Genomic DNA, 26,979 nt, shown 5'->3' on the forward strand with positions numbered 1-26,979 from the left:
ATTTTTAAACATTAAAAATGAAAAAATTAACTCAATTCTTAATGATGTCTGTTGCGATGTTATTTGCTACAGCAGCTTTTTCTCAAAGCACGGTAAGAGGAAAGATTATGGATGCGGATATGAACGCACCACTTCCAGGCGCCAATGTTGTTGAAAAAGGTACAACCAACGGAACTACTACCAACTTTGACGGGGAGTTTGTTTTAACTACACAGTCTAATTCTGGTAGTTTGGTAATTTCTTATGTAGGTTTTGGTTCTAAAACCATTACATTTTCAGGATCGCAAGATGTTGGCACCATCAACTTGCTAACAGACAATTCTCTTGATGAGGTTGTAATTGTTGGTTCTGGTCTTATCGATTTAGCTGATGATAGAAAAACACCTATCGCAGTGTCAACGATTAGAGCTTCTGAAATTCAAGCTAAAGTAGGAACAAATGATGTTACTGCTACTTTGGTAAACACACCTTCTGTATATGTTGCAGGACAAGCTAGTGGATTTGGAGATTCAAGAATCTCTGTTCGTGGTTTTGAGCAAGATAACACGGCATTCTTATTAAATGGGCAACCAATCAACGGAATGGAAGACGGTAAAATGTACTGGTCTAACTGGTCAGGTATGTCTGATATTGCTAGTGCAATTCAAATTCAACGTGGTTTAGGATCTTCTAAATTGGCAATTTCATCAGTAGGTGGAACAGTTAACTTTGTAACTAAAGCAACGGATAAAAGAGAAGGTGGATTTATTCAAGCAGGTGTTGCGAATAATAATTATGTAAAAACGACTGTTGGTTACAGCAGTGGTATGACTGAAACTGGTTGGGGTGTAAGCGCAATGTTGACACACTGGCAAGGTGATGGTTATAATAATGGAACCTTTGGTGAAGGTCAAAACTACTTCGTATCTGTAGGGTACAAAGCAAATGACAATCACAACTTCAACTTCTTGATTACAGGTGCACCACAACAACACGATCAGAACTTTTCAAAAAGTATTGAAACGTATTTGGAGCGTGGAAGAAAATTTAATGACAACTACGGTTTTTACAACGGTGAATACTTAACTGAAAGAACGAACTACTACCACAAACCGGTAGCTAACTTAAACTGGGATTGGGACATTAATGACAATTCTAGATTATCTTCTGTACTTTACGCTTCTTGGGGCCGTGGAGGTGGAACTGGTAACTACGGTAGAAGTAGTGGTAGAGTAAGAGATGCAGAAACAGGATTGATTGATTTTGATGCTATTGCTGCAAACAATGCTACAAAAGGTGAAGGTAGTTTTGGCAACAGTGCGTATTTATTACGTGCATCTGCAAACAACCATAACTGGTACGGTTTTGTTTCTAACTTTGAAACAGAACTTTCTGAAAACTTAACGTTAAACGCAGGTTTAGATTTAAGAACTTACTACGGAACACACTACAGACAAGTGGTTAACTTTATTGGTCTTGATAGCTGGAAAGAAGATGTGAATTTAAGAGGTGCTGATCACCAAAGAAATTCTGCTAACAATGTGATCAGAATTATTGATCAATCAAACTCTATCAACCCATGGAATGCAACATTCAACACTGCTGCTGAAGATCAAAGAATCAACTATGACTACAGTGAAAGAATTAACTACGGTGGAGCTTTTACACAAGTAGAATATGCTACAGATGCTTTTTCTGCATTCTTCCAAGGGTCAGTATCATCTCAAAACCATGAGCGTTATGACCGTTATGATTACGTAGCTCAATATAAAGATGCTGAAAAAGTAAACAATGTTGGTTACAACTTAAAAACTGGTGGTAGCTTCTTATTGAATGAAGATAATTCAATCTATGTAAACGCAGGTTACTATTCACGTCAACCATACCACGATAATATCTACTTAAACTTTACAAACCAAGTAAACCCATTAACTCAAAACGAGAAAATCTTAGGTTTAGAAGCTGGTTATGCCTTTAAAAGTGCTTATTTTACAGCCAACTTAAACGCTTACAGAACCTCTTGGAAAGACAGAGTTACAAGTTCATCTAGAGTATTGTCTAGAGATACTGAAATTGGTGGAACTACAATTCCTTCAGGAACTCAAGTATTTACAACTAACGAAGGTGTTGAGCAATTACACCAAGGTTTAGAATTGGATTTTGTTGCAAAACCAACTAGCAAATTGGATATTAAAGGATTCGCTTCTTTTGGTAACTGGGAATACGTTGGAGATGCTGTAACAACTACAAGAGATGATAACCGTGTGGTATTGGACATAGAGGCTGAAGATGTTGATGGTGGTAAAGTTGGAGACGCTGCACAATTTACTGTAGGTTTAGGTCTTGACTACGAAATCTTAGAGCGTTTCTCTATTGATGCTGACTACAGAATGTATGACAAATTATACTCTAATGTTGGTGCGGTTAAGGATAATGTTGAATTACCTTCTTATGATATCATGGATGCTGGAATCTCTTACAAAATGTTATTAGGTAAAGAGAAAACAAATTCTTTAAACCTAAGATTAAACGTGAACAACGTTTTTGGAGAAGTTTACTTATCTGAGTTAAGAACTGCATATGCTGCAGAAGCTGGTGATGATACTTACAAAGGTATCAATGTAAGAAACCAAGGGTATTTTGGATACTTAAGAACTTGGAACTTTAGCTTACGTTACAATTTCTAAGCAACAGTTTTAAAATAATTGGCAATTACCATTGCTAACTAGTACGAAAACGTCCATCATCATGATGGACGTTTTTTTTATGGATACGTGTTAGGTTTGACAAATTAAAGAAAGTTAAGATATAACGAAATACCGGCTACTAAATGATTTAAACACTATTTTAGAGCCGTTCTTACTCAAAGCTAACAACTATAAGTAAAATCTTTTACTAATAGCTTTTGACCCCTTCTATGCGGTTTTCTACTAATCGCTTAAACTTAAACGGGAATATTCAAAATGCACCTCACTTCACAAGCTCGGATATCATTTATTGGGTGTAGGTGTGAATGTTGTAATTGGGCTAAATATGGTCACTTCTAGGACGTCTTAAGTCAGATTAACCTTTGCAAGAGTTGTTGTGCATTGCTGATACAATTTAACCTAAAAAGTCTTTAAAAACAATTTGGTAGCTGTTGGTAGTTTGGAGAGGTCCCAACTGTTGACGATACGCGACATGGCCGTATAGAAAGTTCATTATTTTCAGCTCACCTAAAGATCAGTACCTTATAAAGGAAACAGCATAAAAAAACCACTACAACTATAAAAGCGTAGTGGTTTTAAAATGTATGAAAAACTCCAATGTTTTCTACTGGGCAGAAAACCGGAGAAATTTGATGTCTAACCTAAAGAAACACGTTTAAAGTCTGTAACCTTCACGTCGCCGTAAGATGCTACATACCCATCAACATTCATTTTCTCATCTTTGATAAAGGTTTGGTCCAACAAACATTTTTCTTGATCTAAAGTTGTGTTGTCAGAGATAAAACGCTCCATTTTACCAGGAAGGATTCTGTCCCAGATTTGTTCAGGTTTGCCTTCAGCTTTCAATTCAGCTTTCGCATCCTCTTCAGCTTTAGCCAATACTTCAGGAGTCAATTGAGACATAGAGATGTATTGTGGTACATTTTTAAGTGTTTTACCCAAACGTTCCAATTCTTCATTATCTTTTTCGATAACCGCAATTCTTGCTTCAGTTTCAGAAGCCACAAATTCAGGATCAAAATCTTTGTAAGATAATGTCGTAGCACCCATAGAAGCTACTTGCATAGCTACGTCTTTCGCTAAAGTTTCAACATTGTCAACTTTAGAAGAGAAACTTACTAAAGCAGCAATTTTATTGATATGAACGTAAGCACCAACATAAGGAGCTTCCAATCTTTCAAAAGCGTTTATTTCAATTTTCTCACCAATAACACCCGTTTGCTCAACCAATTTTTCAGCAACGGTCATGCCACCAAAATCAGCAGCCAAAAGCTCTTCTTTAGAGGTAGCGTTAATAGCAATGTCAGCAATATCATTAGCCAAAGCAATAAAAGAATCGTTTTTACCAACAAAGTCAGTCTCACATCCTACAACAATAGCAACACCAACAGTATTGTCATCATTCAATTTTGCAACAGCAGCACCTTCAGAAGATTCTCTGTCCGCTCTTTTTTCAGCAACTTTTTGGCCTTTTTTACGCAATATATCAATTGCTTTATCAAAATCACCTTCGGCCTCAACCAAAGCTTTTTTACAGTCCATCATTCCTGCGCCTGTACTTTGTCTTAGTTTGTTAACTTCTGCAGCTGTTATTTTTGTCATAATTTCTAAGTGTATTTATTAAAAAAAGTCGTTCAATTTATTTTCAACAAAGAAAAGAAACAAACGACTTTAAGATATTGTATAATTATTAATTATTCTTCTTCGTCAGCGACTACCTTTTTAGCAGCGGCTTTCTTTTCTGTTTTCTCTACTTTATCTTCTTTGCCTTCTTTATCAGATTTGTCAGATTTACGCTCAGACAAACCATCAGCGATAGCTGAAGTGACGATAGATAAAACTTTATCAATAGATTTTGAAGCATCATCATTTGCAGGAATCACGTAGTCTACTTGACGTGGATCAGAATTCGTATCCACCATTGCAAAGATTGGAATGTTTAACTTCTGGGCTTCTCTAATAGCAATGTGTTCACGTTTAATGTCCACTACAAATAAAGCACCTGGCAAACGTGTCATGTCAGAAATAGAACCTAAGTTTTTCTCCAACTTAGCTCTTAAACGGTCAACTTGTAAACGTTCTTTCTTAGACAGTGTTAAGAATGTACCATCTTTTTTCATTCTATCAATAGAGGCCATTTTCTTAACCGCTTTTCTGATAGTTACAAAGTTAGTCAACATTCCACCTGGCCATCTTTCAGTGATGTAAGGCATAGTTACAGCACCTGCTTTATCAGCAACGATGTCTTTAGCTTGTTTTTTTGTAGCTACAAATAAAATTTTCTTTCCTGAGGCTGCAATTTTCTTAAGGGCTTCTGAAGTTTCCTCAATTTTAGCTGCAGTTTTGTAAAGGTTGATGATATGGATACCGTTACGTTCCATATAAATGTAAGGAGCCATGTTTGGATCCCATTTTCTTGTCAAGTGACCAAAGTGTACACCTGCTTCAAGTAATTCTTTTACTTCTACTTTTTCCATTTTGTAATAGTTTACGTTCTGTTGAATTAGCAATGATAAAGTGGTTGCATTTTGCGCGCCTTTACCATTTAGATGCTAAACTAAACCCTCACACCGTAGTGTGATAGACAACATTAACTGGGTTAAATTTTTTGTTGGGTATGAACCAACGGATTTTTAAAGGTTTAATACACAAATTGATTGGGCTGATCTTGATGAGACCCCCAATCAAGTTGAGGATATTAACGCTTAGAGAATTGAAATTTCTTACGAGCTTTCTTCTGACCGAATTTCTTACGTTCAACCATTCTTGGGTCTCTAGTCAACAATCCTTCTGGTTTCAAAATGCCTCTGTTTTCTGCATCAACCTCACACATTGCGCGAGATAATGCCAAACGGATTGCTTCTGCCTGACCAGTAATACCACCTCCATATACATTTACTGTAATATCAAAGTTGCCATCATTGTTAGTCATGACTAAAGGTTGGTTTATTTTATACTGCAATGCTGCAGTAGGAAAATAGACCGCCATGTCTTTTTTATTAATTGTGATGTTCCCAGAACCTTGAGAAACATACGCACGAGCAACAGCCGTCTTTCTACGGCCAATTTTGTGAATTACTTCCATTACTTGAATTCGTTTAGATTAATTGTTTTTGGTTTTTGCGCAGCATGTGTGTGCTCAGAACCAACAACAACGTTTAGGTTGCGGAATAAATCTGCACCTAATTTGTTTTTAGGGAGCATCCCTTTTACTGATTTTTCTACTACTCTAGCCGGATCTTTTCCGAATAGCTCCATAGCAGTTAAACTTTTTTGACCACCTGGATACCCTGTGTGACGAATGTAAGTTTTATCGTTCCACTTGTTTCCTGATAAGTTGATTTTTTCAGAGTTGATAACAATAACGTTATCTCCGCAATCAACGTGTGGTGTGAAGTTAGGTTTGTGTTTGCCTCTTAAAAGTTTTGCAACTTTAGAAGCTAAACGACCTAGTGTTTGCCCTTCAGCGTCAACCAAAACCCACTGCTTATCTGCAGTAGCTTTGTTAGCTGAAATCGTTTTGTAGCTTAATGTATTCACACTAATTAATTTTTATAAGTCACGCCATAAGCGCAACAGGTTAAACATTCCTCTCTTAAAAAGAGTTTGCAAATTTACGATAATCTATGTGATTACCAAATACTATACGCCGAATTTTGTTGATAAAATTTGACGTGTTTGGCTTTGCCTTATTCGTGGGGTGTTTTTTAAGCTATTTTAAAATAAAGAAAGCGATTTAAATGCACCTAATGATTTATAAATGATTGGATTACTTTAGATGTGAATGAGAAGAATTTCAGGAAGCGTTGCATGGGGTACTCTCCACATAAAAGTTGTTTTTTTAATTGACTTATTAACATCTCAATCCTGTCAAAAAAGTGATGTTGTCAGACTAAAACTTATAGGGATGACAACCATTCATATTAATCAGAAACCTTTCCGCGCACTTTTTTTTAAAATTAAAATAGAGACTTGATAAATCAGAATAGCTACAATTGACTTCTTCACACAAAACACTTCCTAAAAAAAATCTTCAAGCCTCTCCTTTGTAATTTATCAAGCCAAAAGTTCGATTAGGTAGTGCTCACCCGCTCTAGGGTCTTAATCTTTCGGGTGCCCCAATAGAGTATGATTACAGAAGCACTAGCGCATAAAAACATAATTCCTGTCATGGGTAACGGTGTTTCGTTACTAAGCGTAGAGACCAGCGCCGTAATTATCGCACCTATTCCTAATTGTAGCGCGCCCATTAGCGCAGAAGCCGTGCCTGCACTCTTTTCAAAGGGCGCCAGCGACAGGGCTGAAGTATTTGGGAAGGCAAAACCTTGGGTACTCAAAAAGAGAAACACCAAAACGATCATGGAATACATTTCAATAAGCTGAAATATAGTGCCGAAAAATAACAGTGCCCCCGCCACGACTTGGCATAACAGGGTGACTTTTACAATTTGTTGACTTGTGTATTTTTTTAGCATATACGTGTTAACCTGACTGGCGGTTACCAAACCCATGGCAATAATCCCGAAAATCCATCCGTATTGTTTTTCGGAAACTCCGTAAAGTTCCATAAATACGTGAGGCGAACCCGCGATATAGGCATAGAGACCACTGGCGGCAAAAGATCCCGTGAGCGTGTAGGTATAAAATTGAGGTGTTTTAAATACGTTCCAAAACTTGGTTATGATCGGTTTTGGTTTTAAAGACATCGTTGTATCAGGTGGAGCTCCTAAAGGAAGCCAGAAATAAACGAGAAGAATATTAAGTGCCACGAGCACCGCCAAAATTATAAAAATGGAAGGCCAGCCCCAACGGGCTGTAGCGAAACCACCCAAAGTAGGGGCAATAATTGGCGAAACAGCAATCACCAACATTAGCAGACTGAATATTTTTGCGGTTTCAGTTACCGGAAAGAGGTCGCGGACCAAAGCTCGGGCAGCCACCATCCCGGCGCATCCCCCCAAGGCTTGTATAAATCGGGCGAGAATCAGGGAATCTACTGAAGTCACATAAACAATATAAACTGATGCAAGAAAATAAATAAACAACCCAACCAAGAGCGGTGTTCGTCTCCCAAATCGATCCAGCAAGGGTCCATAGATCATCTGTCCAAGGCTCACCCCAACAAAATAACTGGATAAAGAAAGTGCCACGCGTCCTGTAGTGGAGTTTAAATCGCGCGCTATCTCGGGGAATCCTGGTAAGTAGAGGTCAATCGAAAATGGTCCAAGGGCAGAGAGCAGTCCTAAAATGAGAATGATCAGATTTCGTTTTTTCTTTTGCATTTTGGTAATAACAGTTTGCAAAATTACGAAAGACGGAGTTGTAATAGGCCTGTATGAATAGATGATTTAGCTTAATCCATATGATCTACGGAAAACAGTTCAGAACATAGATGATACCTAATTTTGATAGGGCTAGTACACAGTACATAAAAAGAGAATCGCAAAGGTCAGAATGTGAGCGCTTTCAGTGCAGCTTAGTGATGCGGTATCAACAATTCCAGATTTATAAAAGTGCAAAAGGATTGGTGATTGCTAATGGGGGTTTGGCATCAAAACAAATAAGTGAAGTGGTTTTTACAGTATCTTTCTATAAAGTTATACATCTCATGAATACATTTACAACTTTTCAGAGAGAATATCTAAGACCGTCAAGAACCATAGAAACAATTCTTGTGTCGAAAGAAAATTTAAGTCAAGTGTACTTTATTTATAATTATGAAGGGAACTCTTTTAGAGTTTTTAAAAATCATTTGGATTTGATACTATTCTTTCAGGATAAGACGGAAGGTGATTTTGAGTTTGGGACGGAAGAGGCGTTGGATTGGTTTTTGGCTAAGGTGTACATTGCAGAATAACGGTATTTCTTTTACCAGGTCTTATTTGTCTTTTGAGCATTACCACTCCCGAGAAATATTATGAAGTATCAGATTTCTTTTTAAAATATACAATGTTTTAAGGATTACTTGCGCATTCCCCTTCGTGTAGGGCTTTCCGTTGCAATTTTTTTGTGCGGTTTCTGAGTGATGTCGTGAAGGGTATTGTATCGAAGGACGCTTATAAAGGATTTTCACTTCAATCTCTAAAGCAAAAGAAATACTCGATAAATGATACACATTGTAGGTTGACTGCAGCATACAATTAGTATAGTTTCGATCTATGATAAATAACTTTCTTTTAAAAGAATTTGGTGATAGAATTCGATACTTAAGAACTCAAGAAAATTTGAGTCAAGAACAACTATCATATAAAACAGGATTTCACAGAACTTATATAGGAATGATAGAAAGAGGTGAACGAAATATTTCACTTACTAATATGGCGATTTTTGCGAAAGTATTCAAATTAACTGTTGATGAACTCTTGAGGTTTGATAACGCAAAAGAATTACTCAAAAAGTATAAACTAAAAACTGAAGATTAAATCTTTCGTTATTGGGCATTATAAAACGACACTCAAAAAGAAAATATGAGCATTGAAAATATTAGAAAATTTATAGAAGAAAAAGCGGAACAATTCGGTGCTAAGGTTGACAACGAATTCAATAAACCGTATGTTGAAAGAAATAACACAGGACAAGAAGCTCTCAAAGATAATGGTGCATATTTTGGCTTTATTCATCCAGAAGAAGAAGCATCTGGACCATTTCACGACTTTTCCTTAACAATATTTCCAAATGATCAGGATAAACCTTGGCTAGTTTGCCTTGGAATTGGTTCCAGCGGATTTAAAAATGACTATGCGCTAGCAACATATCCAGGACTACGGCGATTGTTTTCAAACCTAACAAACGAAAAAGGCTTTTGTAAGTCTGATTTTTCTGATATAGAAACTAGTTTGCCAAAAGCAATTACCGGAGCAACAGACTTGCAGCACATTAAAAACACGATTAAAACTTACACCAAAGTTTTACCTACTTGCCAAATCGTTGATGACCCAGAAAGTGAAAAAGGAAAACAAATTATTGGTGCCTTTGTTGCAGGTTATGCAAAGCTACGAGAATGGGCAACTAATAAAGACCATCGAAAAGCAATTTCTGAAGCTTTAGAGCCTTTTCTTAAGAAAGAAGCTAATGATGAAATAGAAGAAGTAAAGAGCCTGTTAAAAGAGCGAAAATATATTGTCCTTCAAGGGCCTCCCGGAACTGGAAAGACAAGATCAGCAAAAAGTGTTGCAGACGAAATTGGTGCAAAGATATTTTTTACTCAGTTTCACGCAGAGACTAGTTTTTCCGATTTCATTTTCGGAATTAGACCTGACACTGCAAACGAAGAACTTCGATATAAGGAATATTTGGGAAGCTTTGCGGAAGCCTTAAAGTATGCTGTTGAGAATAGTAAAGAAGATGTAATTTTAATAATTGACGAAATAAATAGAGCCAACCTCTCCAATGTTTTAGGTCCAATTTTTTACTTATTCGAGCACAAAATGGAAGTCTCAAATGTTGAAATTGAAATTTCTCCTAATTTCAAGGTAAATAAACTGCCTAACAATTTCTTTGTAATTGCAACTATGAACACAGCCGATAGAAGTTTGGCTGTTGTAGATTTTGCACTAAGAAGACGTTTTGCTTGGTATAGTATGACTCCAAAAATTATTAATGGCTTAAGCAAAAGGCTAGAGAATGTCTACGTGAATGTAGTAACTGAGGAAGAGTTTTTCTTTAAAGAAGACTTTGCTGTAATCGAGGGGATTTTTAATTGGTATGCGTCGAGTACTGAATTAGACCTTCAGCCAGGTGAAGGATATTTCATTGCTAAAAATGAATTGGAAATGCTCAATAGAATCCGTTACGAAATATTCCCTTTGATTAAAGAATATTTACAAGAAGGGCTTTTACGGAATGCTAAAGAAGAGTTTAACAACTATTTCTCGACAAGAATAAATCTATCTCTTTTCGAATGACAAAATCATTAGATGTGTTTTGTGAAATACCGTGCTTAACTGAACGATCAAGACAGTTGGACGGAATTGTGTTACAAAAAAAATGGTTCAAATCGGCAGACAAGAGAGTTATTGGGCAATATCTGCAAAAATTTATTGATTACAATTCAGAGCAATTTAAATTCTTGGGAGTTCGGCCTTATATAATTGGCTCAGACCAAAGTACTGCATTAACATTTCATTCATCAGGCTTTATTGGCTCAATTCCACTTAGAGCCTCTGATACCGGAAAGCAAATCGGTGATTTTGTAGTAATGCCCAGATTTACAGGGCGTGATAGATTTGAGGACTATATCGAAATTTTAAACCTACTCGGAACAGAAATCAGCCCTGAGGTTATAGATAGTTTACCACTAGCGTCAGGGAAAAACTTTAGACCGCCATTATATTTAGAAGCTGTGAAATTCATTGCCTCTCTTGAAAAACTGACGATGAGACATTGGCGTAAGTTTGACAACGTTGAAAAAACTTCTAATCAACCTACTGGACAAATAAACTGGACTAAATACATTAATTCGGAATACAAAGTTGAAAACCGTTTAAAGTTTCCTGCTAGAACCAATGTATTGAGCGAGTTTCATAGCGAATATTCTGAAATTAGAAACGTGTTTGATATTTGTAAAAATGAACTCCTCTCAGCTAATACACCACAAAGAATAAAAAACACATTACGAAATAAGTTGAACTTTCTTGAAGAGCGGTTGTATAATCATAAGCCAAAAGCAACCAATGAAATGGTCATTCGGTTTTCAGACAGCCCAACAGTAAAAGCTTGTAAAGAACAAGCAAATAAAATTCTCAACTTTAATCTTGTTGACAGTACGGCTTGGCGTGTTGACTTTTCAGATGTATTCGAAAAATTTATTCAACATATATTTAAAGAAACAGCAAAGGAAACAGGTGGGCAACTTTATTCGAATTTTAAATTCCGCAGTAAGACTTCAAAGCATTACTCTTGGGAACTAAAACATATTGAACCTGACGCTATTTTTCAGAAAGAAAATTTAATGGTCTTTATTGACGCAAAGTACAAATCAAATCTTTATAATAAATTTGACCAAAGTGAAGTGCTTAAAGAATATCATAGGCACGACTTACACCAGATAATGGCGTATTCCTCATTTAGTAAATCGGATTTCAAATATGGCTTTCTTTGTTACCCATCAGACCAAATAGAAATTAAAAGTATTGAATATAAAAACGGGATAAACAAAGTGACAAATACGATTTTGATTTTGGGCGTACCCTTGAAAAAGGACGCTATAACGGAAACTAAACGACTTTTGACGAATGAACTTAACGAAATTGAGAGAAGAATTTCCGCCAAATAACGCTTGGTATAATTAATTGCCTGAAAATGGTGTAATGGGGAATTGAAGCCTTGGTAATATATAGATGTAGTTTGACAGGAGATTATTTCGGAATTACCATCTAATTATAGCTGCAATCGATAGATTGTATTTAGCGTTATTTTAATAAACTGAATTTGAAAAATATTTCATTCAAAAAAACTTGACAAAATACTTTTGATTAAATAAAACCCTCGAAAAGTATTTAATTTAAAATTCGAAATGTTTTTTTCTAGCAATTGAACATGGGTATGATTCTGGAAAATTTCTTGGTGATAGATTAATTAATGACTCATGTTTAATTTTCTAAATATGACACAGTACATTGAAGAAATTTTCATTTGTGACATTATTCAAAAAAGAATTTATCCTTATCAAGCTCTTTTATTTTATTAGATACTAGTTGCGTTACTAGCTCCTCATAGATGCCTTGATTCATAGTTCAGTAAATTCTTGTAAAATAGGTAAATCAGCCTCCGCCCAATCCAAATTACACAACTCTTCTTTTTCTACTAAAACATAATCAGCATGTTCCTTCAATTTTAAATCCCCAGACACATAATCAACCACAAAAGGAATCAATTCTATTTTAAAATCAGGATAGGTATGAATAACTGGCGTTAGGCGTTCTTTTGCCTCAATGTGTATGTTTAATTCTTCAAGGACTTCGCGTGTTACACAATCCACTTCACTTTCACCTGGTTCAATCTTGCCACCAGCAAATTCCCATTTTAAAGGAAGTTTCATGTGTTCACTTCTTTGAACCGCAAGGATTTTATCGCCAAATTGAATGAGTGCACAAGTCACCTGAATAGTTTTCAATACACTGTTTAATTTAAAAATTACGCCATGTCTAATCTTAAAGAATCAAGTCTCTATGCTTTCCCGATAACTATCGGGACTAAATGCGCAGCGGTCTTAATGCTAACTCCTAATGCGCTTCCAACCAATCTGCTCCAACACCTAAATCGACATCTAATGGCACGGTTAAGGTATGTGCGCTTTCCATCTCTGTTTTTACCATGGTTTTGATGGCTTCCAATTCTGGTTTATAGACATCAAACACCAACTCATCATGTACCTGAAGGAGCATTTTCGTTTTAAACTGTCCCTCTTGTAGTTTCTTGTGAATATTGATCATCGCTACTTTAATAATATCCGCAGCACTTCCTTGAATTGGCGCGTTTACGGCATTACGTTCCGCAGCGCCTCTCACCACGGCATTTCGGGAGTTGATGTCTTTTAAATAACGACGACGCCCTAAAACCGTTTGCACATAGCCATGGTCTCTGGCAAAATCAATTTGCTCACCAATATAGCGGCGTAGTTTTGGGTAGGTTTCGTAATAGGTGTCAATAAGGTCTTTGGCTTCGCTTCGCGATAAATCGGTTTGATTGCTCAATCCAAATGCCGAAACTCCATAAATGATTCCGAAATTGACCGTTTTAGCGTTGCTACGTTGCTCGCGGGTAACGTCTTCCAGCGGCACACCAAATACTTTTGATGCGGTAGACGCGTGAATGTCTTCGCCATTTTTAAACGCGTTGATCATCGTTTCTTCCTCACTTAAGGCTGCAATAATGCGCAATTCAATTTGAGAATAATCGGCCGCCAAAAGGATGTAATTCTCATCTCTTGGTATAAAGGCTTTCCGCACCTGGCGTCCCCGCTCCGTGCGGATGGGAATGTTTTGAAGGTTCGGGTTATTGCTGCTCAAACGTCCGGTAGCGGCTACGGTTTGCATATAATCGGTATGCACACGACCGGTTGTGGGCTCTACTTGATTGGGTAGCGCATCTACATAGGTGCTTTTCAGTTTTGCCAAGCCCCGGTAGTCTAAAATATGCTGAATAATATCATGGTCTTTGGCCAAATAAGATAAAATTTCTTCGCCCGTGGCGTATTGCCCCGTTTTGGTTTTTTTAGGCTTGTCTACCAATTTAAGCTTGTCAAATAGAATATCGCCCAACTGTTTCGGGGAGGCGATGTTAAACTCTTCGCCTGCTTCCGCAAAAATTTGGGTCTGTAAACTGTTGATGTCTTGGTCCAATTTTTCGGATAAAGAATTTAAAAAGTCTTTATCCAAATTGATGCCTTCCAGTTCCATATCGGCAAGCACGCGCAAGAGGGGAATTTCAATCTCATCAAATAATTTTTGGGTGTTGGCTTCACCCAGTTCCTTTTCAAAATGCTCCTTGAGCTGCAGGGTGATGTCCGCATCTTCTACGGCATATTCTGTTTGTTGCGCTAAAGGCACATCGCGCATCGATTTTTGGTTCTTGCCTTTTTTGCCAATCAGCGACTCTATAGAAATCGGCGTATAGTTCAAATAGGTTTCCGCCAAAACATCCATATTATGACGCATGTCCGGATTGATCAGGTAATGGGCTAACATCGTATCAAACAATTTGCCTTTTACTTGAATGTTGTATTTGTGGAGGACTTTAATGTCGTATTTCAAATTCTGACCCACTTTTTCGATGCTTTCCGTCTCAAAAAATGGTCGCAATTGTTCAATTAATTCCTGGGCTTCAGCTTGATCTTCTGGGAACGGCAGGTAAAAACCTTTCCCTACTTCCCACGAAAATGCAATGCCCACCAACTCGGCCGTAATCGGGTCGAGCCTTGTGGTTTCAGTATCAAAACACACGCTGGTTTGTTTCATCAAATTTTGAATAAACAACTTGGTGCCCATCCCCGGCGCCACACTTTGGTAAAAGTGAGCCGCTGAGGCTGACGTATGCCGTGTAAAAGCGTCTGTGGTAGGGGCTTGGCTATCAGCATCGCCCCCGAATAATGAGAACTGACCAACGCCTGCCGCTGCTGATGTTGTTGCAGTTGGTGCAGCTGGTGTTTTGTTGTTTTCCGTGCCCCCGTTATTAGCGCCTGGCGCAAATGTTTTTAGGAAATTATCGGTTAAACGTCTAAACTCCAATTCCTGAAAAATGGCAGTCACGGCTTCCACATCGGGCTCGGACATTTCAAAATCAGTTTCACAAAATGATACTGGTACGTCCAACATGATGGTGGCTAAAGTTTTGGAGAGTAGGCCCAATTCTTTATTGGCTTCAATATTTTCTTTCATCTTTCCTTTCAGCTCGTGTGTATTGGCCAAAAGATTTTCCATGCTGCCGTATTGCTTGATGAACTTTTTTGCAGTTTTTTCGCCTACCCCTGGTAACCCGGGAATGTTATCGGAAGAATCGCCCATCATGCCCAAAAAGTCTATGACTTGTTCCGGGCGTTCTACCTCAAATTTTTTCTTTACTTCTTCAATGCCCCACGTTTCATAGCCTCCACCAAATGATTTTGGACGGTACATCAGTATGTTTTCGGTTACCAATTGGGCAAAATCCTTATCGGGTGTTACCATATAGGTTTTGTACCCTTGTGCTTCTGCCTGACGGGATAGAGTGCCTATAACATCATCAGCCTCAAATCCTTCCTTCACCATAATAGGGATGTGCATGGCTTCCAATATTCGGCAAATATGTGGGATGGCCGTGCGGATGCCTTCTGGGGTTTCATCGCGATTGGCTTTATAGGCTTCGTACATTTCTACCCTGTCAGTACTGCCACCTTTGTCAAAACAAACAGCCAAATGGTCTGGGCGTTCTCTCTTAATCACATCTAATAGGGAGTTCATAAACCCCATTATGGCTGAGGTGTCCTCACCTTTTGAATTGATTCTCGGGTTTTTGATAAAGGCGTAGTAGCCTCTAAATATTAAGGCGTAAGCATCAACTAAAAAAAGGCGCTTTTGTTCTGGCTTCATAAAATTGGATTGAAAAAGTGAGTTCTTTACAGGGTTGGGCGTTATGTTGTAGCTGTTTAATGGATTAGCCTACAGTTCTCGTCACCGCCTAAAAGTACAGCTCGCAAATTACAAAACTTATGCATCGAATAGAAATTAATTGAAATGCAATTTGTATTTTAAAGACATTAAGTTATAGTACTATTTGCTTGTAGATGTTGAGCCATTTGAAGTGGTAAAGAGCTGCGCAAACATTCTTAAAATGTGAAACTGATAAATCGAAAAAAAAGATAAAAAAACATCGAAACGCTTCAATTAAGAGCCATTTCGATGTCTATAGTTAGGAGCTTGCTATTAATATTAGCAGTTTTTTACTTCTTTTACTTTTATTTGAAGACTTTTTCGGTAGGCCTTAATGCTGATCAACTCAATACTTTTTCTGTAGCTTAAATAGTTGACATCATTTTTTGTAAAAGTCCCTATAGCAACCTGATTTTCTAAAGTTGTAATTGTAGGGAACACTTTAGAAGCTGCTTCATGAGCTTGATTTTCTGGAGCATTTTTGGCGTCTTGACCAAAAGTAAGAACAGGAAAAGTTACGAAAGCGATAAGTAACACAAGATTTTTCATGAGGGATATAAGGGATTTGGATGAATTAATTGCCCTAAGTAATAAAACAAAACCATTAAAATAGAATATATTAGTCCAATAACATCGATAAATGGATAAGTTGTCAAGTGGGTCTAAAAATTCCGACGAAATGCATAATTCTGGCTTGCAGCTCAATAAACACACAAATATTACATGGAAGATTTAAATAGTAACCCGTATCACGAGGTTTTTACGCGACAAAAGGCAAATCAATTTAAAATAGGGAATAGTACTTATAAAGAACGCATCAAAAAATTGGACGCTCTTAAAACGGCTTTGGAAGTCAATTATAAGCAAAAAATCCGGGAGGCCATGTATGCCGATTTTAAGAAACCATTCTTAGAAACTGATTTGACGGAAATCTATCCGGTACTGACCGAGATTAAATTCGCTAAAAACAATTTAAAATCGTGGATGAAGGACCAGAAAGTGGATACGCCTTTGGCACTGCTAGGCGCTTCTTCATATATTGTATATGAACCAAAAGGGGTGTGTTTAATTATATCGCCGTGGAATTTCCCTATTAATTTAACTTTTGGGCCGCTAGTATCTGCTATAGCTGCAGGAAATACTGTTATAATTAAACCTTCAGAAATGACCCCCAACGCTTCTAAAGTCATGGCTGACATTGTTAAGGATTTGTTTCAGGATGACGAGGTGGCTCTTTTTGAAGGTGAAGTTGAAGTTTCTGAAAACTTGTTGAAATTACCTTTTAACCACATTTTCTTTACAGGCTCTCCTCAAGTAGGAAAGATTGTGATGAAAGCCGCTTCCAAACATTTGACCTCGGTAACCTTGGAATTGGGTGGTAAGTCGCCCACTATTATTGACGATTCCGCCAATTTGGAGAAAGCTGTTGAGAAACTAATTTTCGGAAAATTTACCAATGCAGGTCAAACCTGTATTGCGCCAGACTACGTGTTATTACAGGACACTCTTGAAGAAAAATTTAAAAGTTTATTTAAGGAAAAAATTAAAACGTTTTACACGGATAATGCGGAAGCTTCAGAGTCGTATTGCCGCATTGTCAATGCAAAGCATTTTGAACGCTTAACAGGGTATATTGAGGAGGCCAAGCACAACACAAGTACCATCGTCTCCGGTGGGGCTTCTAACAGCAGTGATCATTTTATTGAGCCCACTTTGGTGTTTGATGCACCCGAAGATTCAAAACTAATGCAAGACGAAATCTTTGGTCCCATTCTTCCTGTCAAAACGTTTACGAGTTTGCAGGAGCCGGTGGATTATATCAATTCTAAAGAAAAACCTTTAGCCTTGTACATATACTCGAAATCTAGTAAAAACATTGATTTTATTATAAGCAATACCCGCGCGGGAAGTGGATGTGTCAACCATAATCTGTTACAGTTTTTAAATCATAATCTGCCATTTGGGGGTAGTAATAATAGTGGCATAGGAAAATCGCACGGTTTCTTTGGTTTTGAGGCTTTTTCCAATAAACGCGCCATGATGAAACAGCACACCATGGGAGCTACCGATTTGTTGACACCACCTTATACTAATTTTAAACAGAAATTGATTGATTTGACATTGAAGTGGTTCTAGGTTTTAGTACCTAGTATTCAGTATTCAGTATTCAGTATTCAGTGTTCAGCATTCAGCATTCAGCATTCAGTGTTCAATATTCGGTGTTCAGTGTTCAGTATTCAGCATTCAGCATTCGGTGTTCAGTGTTCAGTATTCAGCATTCAGCATTCGGTGTTCAGTGTTCAGTATTCAGTGTTCAGTATTCAGTGTTCAGTATTTAGCGGGTCAGCTGAATGAGGTGTATTATAGGGGAGATGCTGCGATGTTTAAAAAAGCATTTGTTTACTGGCAGCCAATGGCTAAATAGCTATATTTTACATTTCTTTGGCCTCTGGCTGTTCAATAACAGGCTGCGACTCAATGCTGATTTCGTCAACAAAAATCCAACTTTTTCCATTGTCCTTTGCGCCAGGGTGCCATTTTGGAAGTTGCTCCATTTTTTTGGCAATAACCTTAAGGTGGGTTGCGGTTCTACCTTTTAAGTTGAACGTAATGGTACGGATATCGACGTCTTCTGATCGTTTGCTCGCATTTAAGTTTTGTTTGCCAATAAATTGATAGGTGTTGCCATCCGTAGAGGTGTAACAGAAAACTTCCGAAGGGTAAAATATCCAAGAGCGTTGGTCCTGCAACACATTAATGGATACTTTTTGCACGTGTTTGGCTTCGCCTAAATCGATAATTGCCAAAACATCTTCACCCTCATAACCTTGCCACAAGCCCGTTCTATGGTCTTTGGTGCCTTTAACGCCATCAATTAAGGCATTTGGCCCGCCAGCACTGTAAGCCTTAGCGTAGTTGGTTTGCAAGGTGATGGTTCTATTGGAGTCAAGTTTAAAAAACTCAGTGGCTATCGTTCTGCTTTTCTCATCTTCTTTCTCGGCATACATCTTTAAAGTTGAAGCTTCTGAAATGATAAATGGTTGTTCGTATTTCGTGTATACAGAATCATTCAACGTATAAAAAATATCAGTTTCCAATTGCGCGATTCCTAAAGTGACTTCTGTTTCTTCCTTAAATGAAATATCGGCCTTTGCGATAAACGGCATCGGCACAATTTTAAAATCGCTAATGGCTGATGTTGGTGCTTCGTCATCATCCGTACCCCAATCAGAAGGTTCATCGGTCATAAAAAATTCTAATATGCCGCCAGATAAAATATCTTTTGAAGTGATAAAGGTTTTATGCAATCGGCTTCCGTTCAAACGGACATAATCGATATACTTATTGTCATCTGAAAGATCAAATGCTTTTATGGTAAAGTTTTTTCCGTTTTCAAGATTGATAGTCGCTTTATCAAATAATGGGGTGCCAATAATATAATCATTGGATCCTGGCGTGACCGGATAAAAGCCCATTGCTGAAAATACATACCACGCGCTCATTTGTCCGCAGTCTTCATTGCCTGCAATGCCATCTGGATCATTTTTATAGAGCGTGGTGAGTATTTGATGCACTCTTTCTTGGGTCTTATAAGGTTTATTGACAAAGTTATAGAGATAAGCCATGTGGTGACTCGGTTCGTTGCCATGTGCATATTGACCTATGAGCCCGGTAATGTCTTGCATGTGGCGGCCAGCAGTGTTGCTCTCTGCAGTAAACAGCGTATCCAATTGGGCCTCTAAAATTTCTTTTCCGCCCATTAATTCAATAAGGCCAGAAACATCTTGAGGCACATAAAAACTGTATTGCCAAGCATTGGCTTCAGTGTAATTGTAATTGACCTCATACGGATCAAACGGCGATGTCCAGGTGTTTTTGAATCGGCCCCTCATAAATTTGGTTTCAGGATCAAACACATTTTTATAGTGTTGCGCCCGCTTTATATAGGTTTCGTAATCGTTTTGTTTATCTAGGGCTTGTGCCATTTTAGCAATGGTCCAATCATCATAGGCATACTCTAAGGTTTTGGACACCGATTCGCTTTCTGCTTCCACCGGAATAAATCCGAGCGACTTATATGATTTTAGTCCCAAATGGTCTTTGTTGGCCGAGTGTTTCATCGCTTTAAAAGCTCTCTCCGCATCAAAACCTTTAATCCCTTTTAGATAAGCGTCAGCAATTACCGGTACCGCATGATAGCCAATCATGGTGCCTGTGTAATTAGCACTTAAATCCCACATGGGCAGGATGCCACCTTCATCATATTTTGCAAGCATGGTATTTACAAAATCGCTTGTACGCTTGCGTTCAATAATACTGTATAAGGGGTGGGCAGCGCGGTAGGTGTCCCATAATGAAAATACCGTATAGTATTGAAAATCTTTGTTGGTGTGTATCTTTTGATCCATACCTCTATAACGCCCATCTACGTCCTGATACAAATTAGGGGCAATCATAGTGTGGTACAGGGCGGTGTAAAAGTTGATTTTATGGTCTTGGTTATCCGTTTCAATGACAATTTTCTCCAATTGTTTTTCCCAGGTACTTTGGGCTATTTCTTTTACCTGATCAAAAGTCTTATCACCTACTTCAGCTTCCATGTTTTTCTTCGCGCCATCTTCATCTACAGCGCTAATCCCAATTTTTACGTAAATAGGTTCATTTTTAGGATTGTCAAATTGAAATACGGCCTTTCTATTGGTCAGGTTTTGTTTTCTTGCAATCAAATCAACGGACAAGGGGTGCGAAAACTTGATGTAATAAAAAAGTTTCTGATTGCTGGCCCAGGATCTGGAATGGCGGTAGCCTGTTAGTTCGGTTCTGGAGGTCTGCTTAATTTTAGAGGCCAATAACTGATCGCGGTGTTCCAAGTCTAAAACGATGATTTGATTTTTAGAAGTGGGGAATTGGTATTTGTGTATGCCGCTGCGCTCAGAAACGGTGAGTTCTACTTCAATATTACTGTCTTCCAAAAGCACTTTATAGTAGCCCGGTTCGGCTTTTTCAGTGGCATGTGAAAATTTTGATCGGTAGCCTTTTTTGCCATCACTGCCATTGTTGAACACCACTTCAGTAGTAGGCATCAGCAATACATCAGCATAATCGCTAACACCAGTACCGCTAAGGTGCGTATGGGTAAATCCGTAAATGTGGGTGTCACTATAATGATAGCCAGAAGCGCCATCCCAACCTTCTAGTCGGGTGTCAGGGCTCAGCTGCATCATTCCAAAGGGCATAGTCGCGCCAGGAAAGGTGTGCCCGTGACCGCCAGTTCCGATAAAAGGATTGACTAAGGACACTAAAGATTTATTTTTTTTAGCTGGCGTTGTTTTTGGCCGGTCAGAGCAGCTTACGATTAGTAAAAACGCAGTAATAGCTATAAAAATAGACTTCATTAGAAAACAGATTGGTATTGCAGCGGAAATATACTAAATCTTAAGGGACGGTTAAATTTAATCGCAACATTTTAATAACAGTTTAATTCATTTATCTTTGAAGAAAACTGCTTCTATGATGCGATGGGTACTCTTTACCATTTTCTATATCTTGATATCGCTCTATGGATTTCAGGCCATTAGGACCCTTACAAAAGCGGTTTGGATTCACTATATATTTATTGCGATTGCCGTTATTATTGCCGGAAACTTAATTCTTCAATTTAGTACGGGCGCTGGCGGCCGTGTGCTTTCGCCATCCAAAAGCTATGCATTCGGCTTTATCTTAGCTTTTATGCTTTTTAATTTGGTGATGATTGTCTTTCTCTTGGGCGAGGATATCGTGCGCTTTGTAATGGGCGTGTATTCCAAACTATTTGGTGCCAATGAACATTTCCATATGCCTTCTAGGCGAAAATTTATCAGCGGTATAGCACTTGGCGTAGCTGCTGTACCATTTGCCTCCATGCTCTATGGCATGTATAAGGGAAAGTACAATTATAAAGTGATTAAACACAGCTTGCATTTTGAAGATTTACCAGAGGCTTTTGACGGGTATCGTATTACCCATATAAGTGACATCCATTCTGGTAGTTTTGATAACCGATCTGAAATTGAGCATGCTGTTAATATGATTAAGGAGCAACGTAGTGATGCCATTATGTTTACTGGAGATTTGGTTAACAATAAGAGTTCTGAAATGCTGCCGTGGAAAGAGTTGTTTGCAGAGCTAAAGGCAAATGATGGCGTGTATTCGGTTTTGGGAAATCATGATTATGGCGATTATATTGATTGGAATTCGACTGCTGAAAAAAAGCAGAATCTTGAGGAGCTAATTCTTCTGCAAAAAGAAATGGGCTATGACCTCTTACTGAATGAACACCGATTTATTGAGCGTAACGGACAACGTATTGCAGTGGTAGGTTGCGAGAATTGGGGTAAAGGCGGATTTAAAAAATCTGGCGATTTAAAGAAAGCAGCAGATGGCATACATCCTGACGATTTTAAAATTTTGATGACCCATGATCCTAGCCATTGGGATGAGGTCGTGATCAGTGATGACTACCATTACCATTTAACCTTGAGCGGGCATACGCACGGGATGCAGTTTGGGATTGAAATTCCGGGGTGGATTAAATGGAGTCCTATAAAATACCGTTACAGACATTGGGCGGGTGTTTACAAAGAAATGGGGCAATTTATAAATGTTAATAGAGGATTTGGGTATTTAGGATTTCCCGGACGTGTGGGAATTTGGCCAGAAATTACGGTTATTGAATTAAAAAAAGGACCAAAGATCAATAACACATAAAGTGAAGATTTAGCCAAAGCAAGCTATTTACGTATGTTTTAGGATAATAAAAAAAAAATAAGTAGGTTTGTGGTAACACATTTGATTTAAACATTAAAATGTATGTCAAAATTTGGAGAACTTATAGATGTCGACATTCCAGTTTTGTTGGATTTTTTTACAGAATGGAACGAACAATCTACAGCAATGCATCCGGTGTTAAGAGATGTAGCTGCAGCGCTTGGAGACAAGGCAAAAGTAATCAAAATAGATGTTGATAAGAACAAAGATTTGGCAGAGGCGCTTCGCGTAAAAGGTTTACCTACACTAATCATCTATAAGCGCGGCGAAATGAAATGGCGACATAGCGGCGAACAAGATGCTAATACGCTCATCAATATCCTTCAAGAATATATCTAAAATTTTATACTTTTAAATTGATACCCTTGGTTGCTAAAATGCTCTAGGGTGGCTAGTAAAGCGTGCTTCATGCGTGGTGCTGCCTTGACGCTGTCATGGAACACCACAATGCTTCCTGGACCAGCTTTTGTAATGACATTTTGGGCGCACGTTTCTTTAGATAAGGTTTGTTTCCAATCAAAGGACAAGATATCCCACATGATAATCTGATACCCGAGGGCTATTAGTTGCTTGCCTTGGTGTGGTTTAATTTGCCCATAGGGTGGGCGGAAGAGGCGTGTTGATGAATTCCAGTCTTCAAGTACTGAATGCATTATTTGGTTTGTTTTAAACACTTCGGCTAAATAATTTTCAGTGTTGGTACGCCAGCCATAAGGATGGTTAAAGGTATGATTGCCTACCACATGTCCGTTATTCAGAATGTCTTGGAAAATGTGTGGGTGTTTTTTAACATTATTGCCTATACAAAAAAAGGTAGCCTTTGCCTGATAAGATTTTAATAGGTCTAGGGTCCAATTGGTTATTTCTGGAGTAGGTCCATCATCAAAGGTAAGGTAGAGAGTTTTTTGATCTGTAGGCATATTCCAAGTATAGTCTGGAAATATGCCTTTGATCAATGTTGGTGTTTTAATAGGAATGAGGTTCACAAAAGTTAGTCCATTTGTAATAACGTGTCAATAGTATCTGTAGCCAAATCGCGCTCTTCACGTGGTGCTTGTTGTTGCGGTTCTTCACCCATAAAATGCTTAAACAGATTCAAGTAATTATTGAATTTCTCAGTTTCTTCCATGGCAAACTCCTTATCATTGTAAATAACCAGTAAATCTACTAAGCTTCTATAGCGCTCAATATCTGTAACAATTTCATCCAAATAACGTGTTTGGTTCTCTATGGTCAAACCACTGTAATAAGTTAAGCTTTCTTGGTATTTCTTGCTAACATCCTTATAGAGTTTACGGCCTTTGTCAACTTTTCCAATTTCATAATAAGCACTTATATATGGCTCTAATAACGTGTAGAAACCAAAATAGTCTACTGGCATTTGTGTCATGGCGAGATCGGCAATTTTCTCAGCTTTTTCTGGTTGGTCTTCGTTAATCAATTGCTCCATCAAACGCGCTAAATTACCTCTATAGGTTATGGAATTTTTACGTGTTTCTACATCATGATAGATATTAGGATCATTACTGTTGCCCCAGTCCCATGCCATTACTTGCTCATACATAGCTTCACTATCTACGCGGCCCATATCAAATGGATTAGCGCGATCAACTGGCGTTTTAATTGGGACAAGTTTATAACAAAGGCCGTCTAATTGGAGGTAGTCCTTCATCCAAATATAATCGTCATCACCAAAGCTACCTCCTGTAAAATAGATAGGGCGTTCCCAATTGTTATTGGCAATGATATCCAACATCAACAATCGGTTTTTATAAAGTGCACCGCCTTTAATTTCGATAACAATATCATCCACAATTTTATCAGCGTCTTTTTCTTTTACTATCCCATGCTTTAAAACAGAAGCTTTATCAACCGGAATTCTGACAAATTTTGTTGGATAGTAATTGGAGTTCAGCATGTTTGCTGGATATCCGCTAATATCTCTACCTTCTTGTTGTAGGGTATGTTTTAATTTTGTGCGCGGATTATCACTGCTCACAAAATCCATAAAATCCTTAATATCTAAAGTATCCTTTGTAATTTCTTTTTCAATAATATAGTCGCGCGTTCCATAACGGTATTGCTTGTGCGTCAGTTGTGATGGAATAGGGTCACTGCTATAGGCTTTGCGTTTCATTTGGTCAATATACCAATCTGTTTGGAACAAACTGGTGTTCACTACCCTCACATCTCTACGGATGCCCTCAATTTCTTGGGCATACCACAAAGGAAAAGTATCATTATCTCCAATAGTAAATAAGATGGCATTAGGCGCACAAGATTCGAGATATTTGACAGCCATAGCATGGGCTGTTCGTTTACCTGAACGGTCATGATCATCCCAATTATTAGCGGCCAAAATACCAGGAACTAAAATTAAACACGCCAAGGTAATGGCATGTGGTAAGAATTTTGAATTGACATATTTTCTAAGCGCATCAAAAATGGCATAGACTCCAAAGCCAATCCAAATGGCAAATACGTAAAAGGAGCCTACCACAGAATAATCACGCTCTCGTGGTTCAAATGGCCGGACATTGGTATAAAATTGTATCGCAATTCCCGTCATTAGGAAAAACACCAACAAGGTCCAGAAACGTTTTTTATCCTTAGCTATCAAAAACAAGAACCCGATAAGCCCCAAAATAAGGGGTAAAAAATAATATGTATTGCGCGCTTTGTTGTTTTTAACGTCACTAGGTAAATTGTCTTGAGACATGTTGAGGTGCCAGGCATCAATTGGATTAATCCCACTGATCCAATTCCCATTTAAATCGTCATACTTTCCTTGAATATCATTTTGCCGACCTACAAAATTCCACATAAAATAGCGCCAGTACATGTATCCAAATTGATATTCTACCATATACCCGATGTTCTGGATTAAGGATGGTTTTTCAATTGTTAAATACTGTCCAAATTGTTTTAAAAATTTGTGATAATCACTGTAATCTACATTGCCTTGACGGACATTTTGTTTGAAATCCGTCACGATATTTCGGATCTGATTCTCCATTTGATATTCTGGTTTGATGGTAAAGTCCAATAAACCGGTAAACATCATATAGTTTTCAGCGTTCTCAGCACTCCACATTCTCGGAAGAATGGCAGCGTGTTCAGAATTGAAATTTTGTTTGGCGTTTTTATAATCGTTTACGATAACATATTTGCCAGCTTCCTCATCTTTCTCATAATTCGGCTTGTCATCAACATATGGCTCATTCTCATCAAGTCCTGTGTACTGTTCAGTAAATAGTGGGCCGTAAAACAAATGGGTTTCAGGGTATTGTTCTAGATTGTAATACGCTAAAAGCTCACGCGCATCCGAAGGATTATTTTCATTAACGGTTACTTTAGCATTTGCTCTAATAGGAAGCATTAGCCAACATGAAAACCCGATAAATATAAATAATAAGCATAACACCAAAGTATTGGCCACTGTTTTTTGATGTTCTCTAGTGTATTTTAATCCGAAGTAAAACGCAGCAACCACAATAATAAAGGCAATGATGGTGCCGGAATTAAACGGCATGCCAAGGCTATTGACAAAAAAGATTTCTGATGCACTAAATATCTTTAAGGCATTTGGAAGCAACAATTTAAAGATGAATAATAGGATAGCGGCAGAAACCACGTTGGCCACGATAAAGTTAGTTACCGTAATGGTTTTATAATTTTTAAAGTAGTATATCAGGCCAATAGCCGGGATGGTTAATAGACCCATAAAGTGAACTCCAAAAGAGAGGCCAATTACAAAGGCAATTAATATAAGCCAACGGTTCCCTCTTGGTTTGTCCATATCCTGTTCCCACCGCAGGGCAAGCCAGAACATGACGGCCATTATTAAGGTTGCCATAGCATATACTTCGGTTTCTACAGCATTGAACCAAAATGAATCTGTAAATGTAAAGGCCAAACTTCCAACGAGTCCACTACCAAGAATGGCAATCTTTTTTGAAGTTGTAAATTCCTCCTCTGTTTCAGTTGTGATCAATTTTTTAAGGAGCAGTGTAATGGTCCAAAACATAAACAAAATTGTGAAGGCACTGGCGGCGCCACTCATCATATTCAACATGGCTCCAATTTGGGAGGGCTCAAGGGCAAACATAGAGAAGAACGCCCCAATCATTTGGAAGAGCGGTGCTCCTGGTGGGTGTCCTACTTGAAGCTTTGCGGAAGTCAATATATATTCTCCAGCATCCCAAAAACTAACAGTTGGTTCAATGGTCAGCGCATACACAATAAAAGCTACAGCAAAGGAGAACCAACCTAAAATGGTATTCCATTTTTTAAAGTTGAAATGATTCATAGATATTTTTGGTTGAAATTGAGTGGCGAATTTAAGAATAATAATATAA

19 protein-coding genes are annotated in these 26,979 nt (G+C 38.0%); 8 read left to right on the forward strand and 11 right to left on the reverse strand.

The window, feature by feature from the left end:
- Positions 1-17 precede the first annotated feature (17 nt).
- The gene (locus BXY82_RS05650; protein WP_133757182.1) at positions 18-2,666 is read left to right on the forward strand and encodes a TonB-dependent receptor; all 2,649 of its coding nucleotides are present in this window, start codon (positions 18-20) and stop codon (positions 2,664-2,666) included.
- 657 nt (positions 2,667-3,323) lie between these two features.
- Here BXY82_RS05650 and tsf read toward each other — a convergent pair.
- The 5 genes from tsf to BXY82_RS05675 all read right to left on the reverse strand — a co-directional run bounded on the left by tsf (position 3,324) and on the right by BXY82_RS05675 (position 7,969).
- The gene (gene tsf / locus BXY82_RS05655; protein ID WP_133757183.1) at positions 3,324-4,289 is read right to left on the reverse strand and encodes a translation elongation factor Ts; all 966 of its coding nucleotides are present in this window, start codon (positions 4,287-4,289) and stop codon (positions 3,324-3,326) included.
- 92 nt (positions 4,290-4,381) lie between these two features.
- The gene (gene rpsB, locus BXY82_RS05660; protein WP_133757184.1) at positions 4,382-5,164 is read right to left on the reverse strand and encodes a 30S ribosomal protein S2; all 783 of its coding nucleotides are present in this window, start codon (positions 5,162-5,164) and stop codon (positions 4,382-4,384) included.
- 221 nt (positions 5,165-5,385) lie between these two features.
- The gene (rpsI, locus tag BXY82_RS05665) at positions 5,386-5,772 is read right to left on the reverse strand and encodes a 30S ribosomal protein S9 (RefSeq protein WP_133757185.1); all 387 of its coding nucleotides are present in this window, start codon (positions 5,770-5,772) and stop codon (positions 5,386-5,388) included.
- Complete coding sequence (gene rplM, locus BXY82_RS05670) at positions 5,772-6,227, reverse strand: 50S ribosomal protein L13 (protein ID WP_133757186.1); 456 nt, start codon at positions 6,225-6,227, stop codon at positions 5,772-5,774. The genes rpsI and rplM overlap by 1 nt, the downstream gene beginning before the upstream one ends.
- Before the next feature lie 533 nt (positions 6,228-6,760).
- Positions 6,761-7,969: a Bcr/CflA family multidrug efflux MFS transporter gene (locus BXY82_RS05675; RefSeq protein ID WP_133757187.1), complete on the reverse strand. Its 1,209-nt coding sequence runs from the start codon at positions 7,967-7,969 to the stop codon at positions 6,761-6,763.
- 110 nt (positions 7,970-8,079) lie between these two features.
- Between BXY82_RS05675 and BXY82_RS05680 the strand changes: the two genes are divergently transcribed.
- The 4 genes from BXY82_RS05680 to BXY82_RS05695 all read left to right on the forward strand — a co-directional run bounded on the left by BXY82_RS05680 (position 8,080) and on the right by BXY82_RS05695 (position 11,961).
- Entirely contained in the window at positions 8,080-8,544 is a 465-nt protein-coding gene (locus BXY82_RS05680) for a hypothetical protein (RefSeq protein ID WP_133757188.1), read from the forward strand.
- A 301-nt stretch (positions 8,545-8,845) separates the two neighbouring features.
- Entirely contained in the window at positions 8,846-9,109 is a 264-nt protein-coding gene (locus BXY82_RS05685) for a helix-turn-helix domain-containing protein (protein WP_133757189.1), read from the forward strand.
- A 45-nt stretch (positions 9,110-9,154) separates the two neighbouring features.
- On the forward strand, positions 9,155-10,591 hold the full coding sequence (locus BXY82_RS05690) for an McrB family protein (RefSeq protein ID WP_133757190.1): 1,437 nt from the start codon (positions 9,155-9,157) through the stop codon (positions 10,589-10,591).
- Complete coding sequence (locus tag BXY82_RS05695) at positions 10,588-11,961, forward strand: McrC family protein (protein ID WP_133757191.1); 1,374 nt, start codon at positions 10,588-10,590, stop codon at positions 11,959-11,961. Before BXY82_RS05690 ends, BXY82_RS05695 begins: the two co-directional genes overlap by 4 nt.
- Positions 11,962-12,414: 453 nt before the next feature.
- Here BXY82_RS05695 and BXY82_RS05700 read toward each other — a convergent pair whose 3' ends face one another.
- From BXY82_RS05700 to BXY82_RS05710, 3 genes are all read right to left on the reverse strand, one after another.
- On the reverse strand, positions 12,415-12,801 hold the full coding sequence (locus BXY82_RS05700) for a (deoxy)nucleoside triphosphate pyrophosphohydrolase (RefSeq protein WP_243835702.1): 387 nt from the start codon (positions 12,799-12,801) through the stop codon (positions 12,415-12,417).
- Positions 12,802-12,910: 109 nt separating this feature from the next.
- Positions 12,911-15,754 (reverse strand): DNA polymerase I, encoded by a 2,844-nt coding sequence (gene polA / locus BXY82_RS05705; protein ID WP_133757192.1) that lies wholly within the window; start codon positions 15,752-15,754, stop codon positions 12,911-12,913.
- A 339-nt stretch (positions 15,755-16,093) separates the two neighbouring features.
- Complete coding sequence (locus BXY82_RS05710) at positions 16,094-16,363, reverse strand: hypothetical protein (protein ID WP_133757193.1); 270 nt, start codon at positions 16,361-16,363, stop codon at positions 16,094-16,096.
- Between the two features lie 174 nt (positions 16,364-16,537).
- On the opposite strand from BXY82_RS05710, the gene BXY82_RS05715 reads away from it, so the two are divergent.
- Positions 16,538-17,950 (forward strand): aldehyde dehydrogenase family protein, encoded by a 1,413-nt coding sequence (locus tag BXY82_RS05715; RefSeq protein WP_133757194.1) that lies wholly within the window; start codon positions 16,538-16,540, stop codon positions 17,948-17,950.
- 296 nt (positions 17,951-18,246) lie between these two features.
- On the opposite strand, the gene BXY82_RS05720 is transcribed toward BXY82_RS05715, so the two are convergent.
- Positions 18,247-21,210, reverse strand: a complete 2,964-nt coding sequence (locus tag BXY82_RS05720; RefSeq protein WP_133757195.1) for a GH92 family glycosyl hydrolase — start codon at positions 21,208-21,210, stop codon at positions 18,247-18,249.
- A gap of 115 nt (positions 21,211-21,325) precedes the next feature.
- Here BXY82_RS05720 and BXY82_RS05725 point away from each other — a divergent pair, with 115 nt between their 5' ends.
- The gene (locus BXY82_RS05725) at positions 21,326-22,561 is read left to right on the forward strand and encodes a metallophosphoesterase (RefSeq protein WP_133757432.1); all 1,236 of its coding nucleotides are present in this window, start codon (positions 21,326-21,328) and stop codon (positions 22,559-22,561) included.
- Between the two features lie 102 nt (positions 22,562-22,663).
- Positions 22,664-22,960 carry a thioredoxin family protein gene (locus tag BXY82_RS05730; RefSeq protein WP_133757196.1) on the forward strand — a complete coding sequence of 99 codons (297 nt, stop codon included), beginning with the start codon at positions 22,664-22,666 and terminating at the stop codon, positions 22,958-22,960.
- Here BXY82_RS05730 and BXY82_RS05735 read toward each other — a convergent pair.
- Positions 22,957-23,607, reverse strand: a complete 651-nt coding sequence (locus BXY82_RS05735) for a polysaccharide deacetylase family protein (RefSeq protein WP_133757197.1) — start codon at positions 23,605-23,607, stop codon at positions 22,957-22,959. The two genes, BXY82_RS05730 and BXY82_RS05735, sit on opposite strands and share 4 nt — an antisense overlap.
- A 5-nt stretch (positions 23,608-23,612) precedes the next feature.
- Positions 23,613-26,930, reverse strand: a complete 3,318-nt coding sequence (locus BXY82_RS05740; protein ID WP_133757198.1) for a protein O-mannosyl-transferase family — start codon at positions 26,928-26,930, stop codon at positions 23,613-23,615.
- Between the last annotated feature and the right edge of the window lie 49 nt (positions 26,931-26,979).

Source organism: Gelidibacter sediminis, from assembly GCF_004364975.1.
Lineage (GTDB): Bacteria > Bacteroidota > Bacteroidia > Flavobacteriales > Flavobacteriaceae > Gelidibacter > Gelidibacter sediminis.